Raw genomic sequence first — 6,217 nt, 5'->3', positions numbered from 1 at the left:
CTGGTTCTGCGGCCCGCCGGGGCGATTGGTTAGGCGGCCTGGGGCTGGCCGCTGGCCTCCTCGTCGAAGAGGATCATCTGCTCGATCCGCTGCCGCGGGATGGTGGGGACGGCGTAGATCCGGTGGACGTAGATCCGAGTCTTCTCTTCCCAGTCCGCGATGCCGAGGATCCGGCCGAAGACTGCGGCGGCGACCATCGGGCAGACCGCGTCGGCTGCCTGCTGGGCGACGTTGCGGACTCCGCGGCCGCGCCCAACGTGACGCCAGGGGAAGTCACCGGGGAAACCCACCAGTCGGCCGATGTCGGCCTGGGTGATGCGCTCGCCGGTCTCGGAGTCGGTCCACCCGTAAATGGTGGCGGTCACGCAGGTGGAGGGTCGGTCGGCGGACCGGCTGCCGCCGCCCTTGGCCCGGCCGGTCTCGGGGTCAAGGGGCCTGTGGCCCCGCGTGAGGATAGTCCGTCCGATGGGCCACCCGACGACTTCCGCGAACGTCGTGGTGGGGAACAGGGCGGTCGGCGTGAGGTCGACGAACGGCTTCGTCTCGCCTCGGTAGGCGGCCATGAACCGGCGCTTGCGGTGCGAGGCGGCGCCGTAGTTCACCGCGTCCAGGGTCCATGCCTCGGTGGTGTGCCATCCGGCGCCGGTGAGCTCCGCGAAGAGTGCGTCCTCGATCTGGGCGGGCAGAGCGGACGACTGCTCGACGGCCACCCATTCCAGGGAGTCGTTCCACCTGGCCAGCATCGCAAGCGGCCAGATGATCACTTCCGCCATGAGTCCCGCACGCTCGTCTTCGAGCTCGGCGAGCGGCGCGCGGACCTCGTCCCAGGTGAGCCCGGACCGGGGCGCGAAGCCGTTCGGGGAGCCGTCCCAGGGAAGGAATCCGGCGGCCGCGGTGGCCTCCCAGATGACCGACAGAATCAGGTCGATCGCTCCCGCGTACCGGCCCTTGCCCAGTCCGCTGGGGGTGAACGCCTGGCACGGCGGGGTGAGGGCGATTCCACTGACCCACTGAAGCGCGGGCGACTCGGGGTTGAGGTCGGTCACGTCGGCGTGGATGACGCGGAATCCGGCAGCGACGGCGGTGGCGACGGCGCCCCCGTCCAGGTCGATGCCGACGATGTCGACGTCGGCACCGAGGACGTCGCGCAGGCCGACCGAGAGTCCGCCGGGGCCATGGAAGAGGACGATGACCCGCTTGCGGATGATGCGGCCGAAGGTGTCACGCTCGGGCTCGAAAAGCCACTCGATGGGGAACGGGGCGGCGTACCACTCCAGGAGTCGGCGGGTGTCGGCGTCCAGGGCCGCGAGCGTGTCGGCGGTGACGCGGCCGCGCTCTTCCAGTCGGCCGCACGCCATCGCGGCGCGCTCTCCGCGGGCGGCGGCGTAGCACTCCTCGACTCGGTCGGTGTAGCCCTCGGCGATGGCGCGGGCGCAGTCGACGACGCGCTCGACGGCTTCGAACTTCCACTCTTCGGCCGGGCGTCCGGGGTGGAGGGTGGCGTACTCGGTGAGGAGTGCGGCGGCGGTCTGGCACTCGACGAGGGCAGGGTGACCGGCGGCCGTCGTGATGGCGGCGGCGTCCTCGGCTTCGTGCTGTGCGATGTCCTCCAGGGCAGCGGCGCTGAGAGGCCGGGGGCCGGGGCGCAGCAGGCTCATCAGCCCGCCGGCGGGCACGCCGGAAGTACGGGTGTCGCCCATGAGATTCCTGTCGGTTGAGGTCTTCGGTGTGGTGGGCCTGGGCCCGCGCCGGTCCGGAGGATTCCCGCCCCCCTTCTCGACGTACTAATACTCTCAAGTTTTGCGGTGTGGGTCAAGACTAAAAGGCCAGGTCAGAGCACATTTCTCGGCGGATTGCGCGCGTCGGCTCGCGGCCAGAGCACCCCCTCGGCCGCCCGGAAATGCCCGGCGACCCGCGCGGAATGGGACGGCACCGGCCACATCGCGGCAGCTGCTGCTCCCCCTCAGCCACGACCTCGCAGTTCGCTCGCCTCACGCTCCTGCATCCGCGACGGCGTGGGTACGGTCCGCGCCCCGTGCGGCCCGGCAGTGCGGCCTACCGGAGAGCAACCCGGCCACCCTCCTCTCGCCGCTGGCCGTCTTTTCCTCGCCCGAATCACCCGCGGCCGCCGATGCGCGTGGCCACGGAGGCTTACGGACCTTGGGCGCCTCGCGGACTACCGGGACGGGGTACGGAGGTAAGGGCCCGTGAGCACGAGAACGGCCAGCACGCCCCGGACGGTTCGGGGTGCGCTGGCCGTGGTCGTGACCTGCTACTGCTGCGCCTTTTTACGGGCCTCGGTGACGACCTTCTTCCAGGTGTCGACGGACTGCCCGTGCTCGCGGGCGAGTTCGGCGGCGATGTCGCCGGCGGCTCGCTCCGGGTTCGCGGCCAGGGCCTCGGCGGCCTGCTGGAGGCGGGCGGCGGCCTGCTCCTTGTTGCCGCCCGACGGGCGGCCGCCGCGGCTTCCGAGACCCGGATTGGCGTCCGCGAAGTCCCACAGCTGCTGCCGGGTCCGCCAGCGCCGGACGCGTGTCGTCAGTTGCTCGACGCGGCCCTGCGGCCACCCCGGCGGCGGCTTCTTGTCGTACTGGGTGATGCGGCTGGGGTCGACGCCGAGGACCCGCGCCTGCGCTGCCGGAGGGAGTTCCTCGTCCGGGTCGCCGGTCCGGTCGACCGTGGGCTCGGGGCGGGGTGCCTTGGCCTCCTCCCCCGCGCGGTGCTTGTCGAACCAGGCGATCCACCCGTCGAGCTCCCAGTAAAGGGCTCCGTCGACCGTGAGGGCGTCAGGGTGGCCGTTGGTCTCGCGTGCGCTCCACAGTTTCCACAGGGTGTCCCTGCTGTAGCCGCTGCGCTCGACCAGCTCCTCGCGGGTCGCCCACTGGTGGCCGTCGATCGTCTTCACGGGGTCTGCTCCTGGGTGTCGCGGTTGATGGATACGATGGTGCCTGGTTCGGTTTGCGGCCTGTTGAGGGCCCTCGGTGCCGAGCCGCCGGCCCGGCGGGATTCCCACGCTTTTGCGCCCCGCCGGGCCTCTCGCTGTCTGCGGTCAGTTCTTCCCGCGCTCGATGATCTCGCGCAGGGAGATGTTCGCCTTGAACTGACCGAGCCTGTCCTCGACTGCGGCGTACTCGGCGAAGAGCTCGGGGTTGAGCTGGGCGGAGCGGACAAGGTCGTCGGTGTGGGCGAGCGGGCAGGCCCGGCAGCTGAGGCGTCCCATCCCCATGCGGTAGGCGTCGTGCCGCTCGATGCCGTTCTCCTCGTGCATCTGCCACACCTGGGCGGTGGTGAGGTGATGGATCGGCAGCCACGTCGTCACAACGCGCAGCGTGCCCTTGCCGCTCATGCGGTGCCGCTCCACGACCGGCTTCTTCGCGCGGGCCCGGGACTCCTCGGCCCGCATCCCCATTGCATATCCGGCGCGGATCGGCTCGCGCAGCCGGAGCTCGGCGCGGAGCTCGTCGACGTAGGCGCGGCCGGTCGCGGTCTTGGTGTCGCTCGTGCAGTAGCGCGCGAAGAATCCGGGCCACCGGCCGTGGGAGATCATGCGGTCCCACAGGGACGGCCACCGGGTGCTGCGGCGCACGGCAAAGGGGACGCCGTACGCGGCGGCGCGGCGGCGGGCAACGTCGGCGGCGCCCGGCCACTCGATGCTGTGTCCGCCCGGGGTGGCGCCGAGGTCGCAGTGCAGGATGCGGACCTTGTGGAGCTGGCCCGCGGCGTCGGCGGAGCTGCACACGGTGTGCACCGTGGCGCCGCTGTCCTTGCCGCCGGAGTCGCCGATCACCACGACGTGCTGCCGGTCCCAGTCGAAGTCGGCGGCCGCGGGCGCGGCCGGCGGTGCGGCCGGCGGGGCGAAGAGGGCGAGTTGGGCGGCGCCGCAATGGGCGGCGCAGGGGGGAAGGGGCTTCGTCATGACGGGCTCCGTGGGGTTGAGGTGTTCGGTGGGGGCCCGGCGGCGGGGATTCCCGCCCGCGCCGGCCGGGCCGGTGGAGGAACGCGCCGTGTTCGGCGCGTGGGGGCCCGGGCGGCCGGTGGCCGCCCGGGCGGGGTGGTCAGGAGGTGACGGGCCAGCGGGCCTCGAACGCGGCCATGGCCTCGTCCCAGGCGGCGCGGGGGTCGCTGTGCCACTGGGCGACGTAGGCGGCGACGGCGGTCACGTCCAGCCCCGGGAAGGCGCGGCCCTCGACGCTCTGGCCGTTCGCCGAGTTCAGCTCGACGAGCCACCGGTCGCTGGCGCGGGCGGGTCGGTCGACGGTGACCTCGTCGCCGTCGGCCGGGTCGCTGAACCAGATGTTGAGGTGGGGTTCCTGGTCGTCGGCGGCCTGCGTGGGGTCGCCGGAGTCCAGCACGAGCCAGCTGAGCACGTGGCCGCCGATGAGGACGTCCCAGGCCCGCTCGGCGGTCAGTCCGTACGGCGCGAGGGCCGTGTTGAGGTCCTGCGCGGCGCGGGTCAGGCGCCCGGCCTCGATGTCGGCCTCCTGGACGAGGTAGGCCGCGGCCTCGTCGAAGTCGTCGTAGTCGACGCTCCGGCGGTTCTCGCCGCTGGGGGTGGCGAGCCAGTGGTCGTCACGGCGGATGATCCGTCCGACGCGCTGGTCGTCCAGCTGGATGCGGTAGATGCCGGTGGCGCTGCGCGGGTCGACGTGGTGGCGCGTCTGCGGGAGGTCGTCGTCCTGGTCGGCGTGCTCGCCACCGTGCTCCTGGATGAACTCACGGACGGCGTCGACGGGGACGTCGAGGAACAGGCTGCGGCCCTCGCCGTCCTGGCCGGTCAGGAACAGCTCGTGGGAGTCCTCGGTCGCCCACGCCTCGGTGGACGGGGCGGTGAGGCCGGGCCAGAGCGCGACCTCAGTGAAGACGGTGGTGTCGGGCTGCGCCTCGACGGTGATCATGCCTCCGTCGGCGAAGCGGATACGGCGGTAGCCCTCGCCCGTACCGGCGGCGGCGATGCGGTCCAGTCGCATGGTCATGTCGTACTCCTGGGGTTGAGGTGTTCGGTGGCGGTCCGGCCGGGCGGGATTCCCGCCCGCCGGCCGGACCGGTGTGGGGCCGCGTCGCAACGGGCCGCGCACGCGGCGGGTGCCCGGGCGGGCGTCGCATCCGCCCGGGCCCCGAAGTCAGCTGCGGGAGGCGGCGGCGTTGAGGGCGGCGAGCCTGCGGGCGTGGTCCGCAGCCAGGGCGGCGGTCCAGGCCGCCTCGGGGTCGCGGTGCCAGTCGACGACGTACGCGGCCAGCGCGGCCGTGTCCGCGGCGGCGAAGGTGGCGCCCCGGAGCTGGGTGTCGTCGTCGGCTCCGAGGAGAGCCACCCACTCGTCGGCGTCCGTGATCTCTCGGTCGACGGTCATCTCGTCCTCGTCGTCCTGGCGGCGCAGGTAGACCAGGAGGTACGGCTCGTCTCCCGTCGGGTAGGGCGGGCGGTGAAGCTGCTCGATGTCCAACCAGCTGGTGGGCCCCTGGCCCAGCACGGCCCGCGACCCGCGGATCAGGGGCAGGCCGCACTCGGCGAGCGCGTCGCGTAGGACCCATTCCGCCCGGCGGGCGGTGTGCCGGTCGGCGGCCTCGGCCGTCTTGAGGAGGTGGTCCGCGGCGTCCTCGGAGCAAGCGAAGGCGCCGGACCACATGGTCGCGCCGAGGGGGAGCACCTGCCAGACGCGCGCACGGCGGGCCATGTATCCCAGCCGCCGGTCACCGCGGCGGACCGGGTAGCGGCCGGAGTCGTCGGCGGGGTAGATCTGGAAGCCGACCGGCGGGAAGTCGGTGTCCTGCGTCGCGTGCTCGCCGCCGTGCTGCTCGATGAGCTCGCCGACTGCGTCGGCCGGGACCTCCAGGTAGAGGGTGCCGCTGGCGCTCTGGCCGGTCAGTACCAGTTCATCATCCTCGGCCTCCCAGTCGGCGGTGTCGGGAGCGGCGAGGCCGGGCGCGAGGTAGACCTCCTCCAGCACGGTGGAGTTGGGCGTGGCCTTGACGTAGGCCATGAGGCTGTCGGCGAGGCGGATGCGGGTGTACTCGCGGCCCGTGCCGGCGGCGGCGATGCGATTGAGGCGCTCGGTGAGCATGTGGGGCTCCTTCGGTCGGTGAGGGGGCCGGGGCCGCCCAAACCCGCCGCCCGCGGGGGGGCTGCCGGGGGGGGGCGACGTCGACTCAAGTATAAAAAAAAAAAACGCCACCAGCACAAACCCCATCAGGTATGACAGCGGAGACCGGAAAAAGTAGG

5 protein-coding genes are annotated in these 6,217 nt (G+C 72.4%); all 5 read right to left on the bottom strand.

The annotated features are described in order from the left end of the window. Positions 1-29: 29 nt before the first annotated feature. Positions 30-1,700 carry a hypothetical protein gene (locus ACFCY7_RS33430; RefSeq protein WP_376489826.1) on the bottom strand — a complete coding sequence of 557 codons (1,671 nt, stop codon included), beginning with the start codon at positions 1,698-1,700 and terminating at the stop codon, positions 30-32. A gap of 572 nt (positions 1,701-2,272) precedes the next feature. Then, complete coding sequence (locus ACFCY7_RS33425; protein ID WP_376489825.1) at positions 2,273-2,905, bottom strand: hypothetical protein; 633 nt, start codon at positions 2,903-2,905, stop codon at positions 2,273-2,275. Positions 2,906-3,049: 144 nt separating this feature from the next. Then, positions 3,050-3,916 (bottom strand): phosphoadenosine phosphosulfate reductase family protein, encoded by an 867-nt coding sequence (locus ACFCY7_RS33420; protein WP_376489824.1) that lies wholly within the window; start codon positions 3,914-3,916, stop codon positions 3,050-3,052. Between the two features lie 139 nt (positions 3,917-4,055). Further along, complete coding sequence (locus tag ACFCY7_RS33415) at positions 4,056-4,973, bottom strand: hypothetical protein (RefSeq protein ID WP_376489823.1); 918 nt, start codon at positions 4,971-4,973, stop codon at positions 4,056-4,058. A 147-nt stretch (positions 4,974-5,120) separates the two neighbouring features. After that, entirely contained in the window at positions 5,121-6,059 is a 939-nt protein-coding gene (locus ACFCY7_RS33410) for a hypothetical protein (RefSeq protein WP_376489822.1), read from the bottom strand. Positions 6,060-6,217: the final 158 nt, after the last annotated feature.

This window comes from Streptomyces sp. NPDC056361, assembly GCF_042262805.1.
Lineage (GTDB): Bacteria > Actinomycetota > Actinomycetes > Streptomycetales > Streptomycetaceae > Streptomyces.
This window is presented reverse-complemented; position numbering and strand designations above follow the sequence as displayed.

Coding starts and splice junctions, on each gene's coding strand:
- ACFCY7_RS33415 (WP_376489823.1), bottom strand. CDS start 4,973: ATGACCATGCGACTGGACCGCATCGCCGCCGCCGGTACGGGCGAGGGC.
- ACFCY7_RS33420 (WP_376489824.1), bottom strand. CDS start 3,916: ATGACGAAGCCCCTTCCCCCCTGCGCCGCCCATTGCGGCGCCGCCCAA.
- ACFCY7_RS33430 (WP_376489826.1), bottom strand. CDS start 1,700: ATGGGCGACACCCGTACTTCCGGCGTGCCCGCCGGCGGGCTGATGAGC.
- ACFCY7_RS33410 (WP_376489822.1), bottom strand. CDS start 6,059: ATGCTCACCGAGCGCCTCAATCGCATCGCCGCCGCCGGCACGGGCCGC.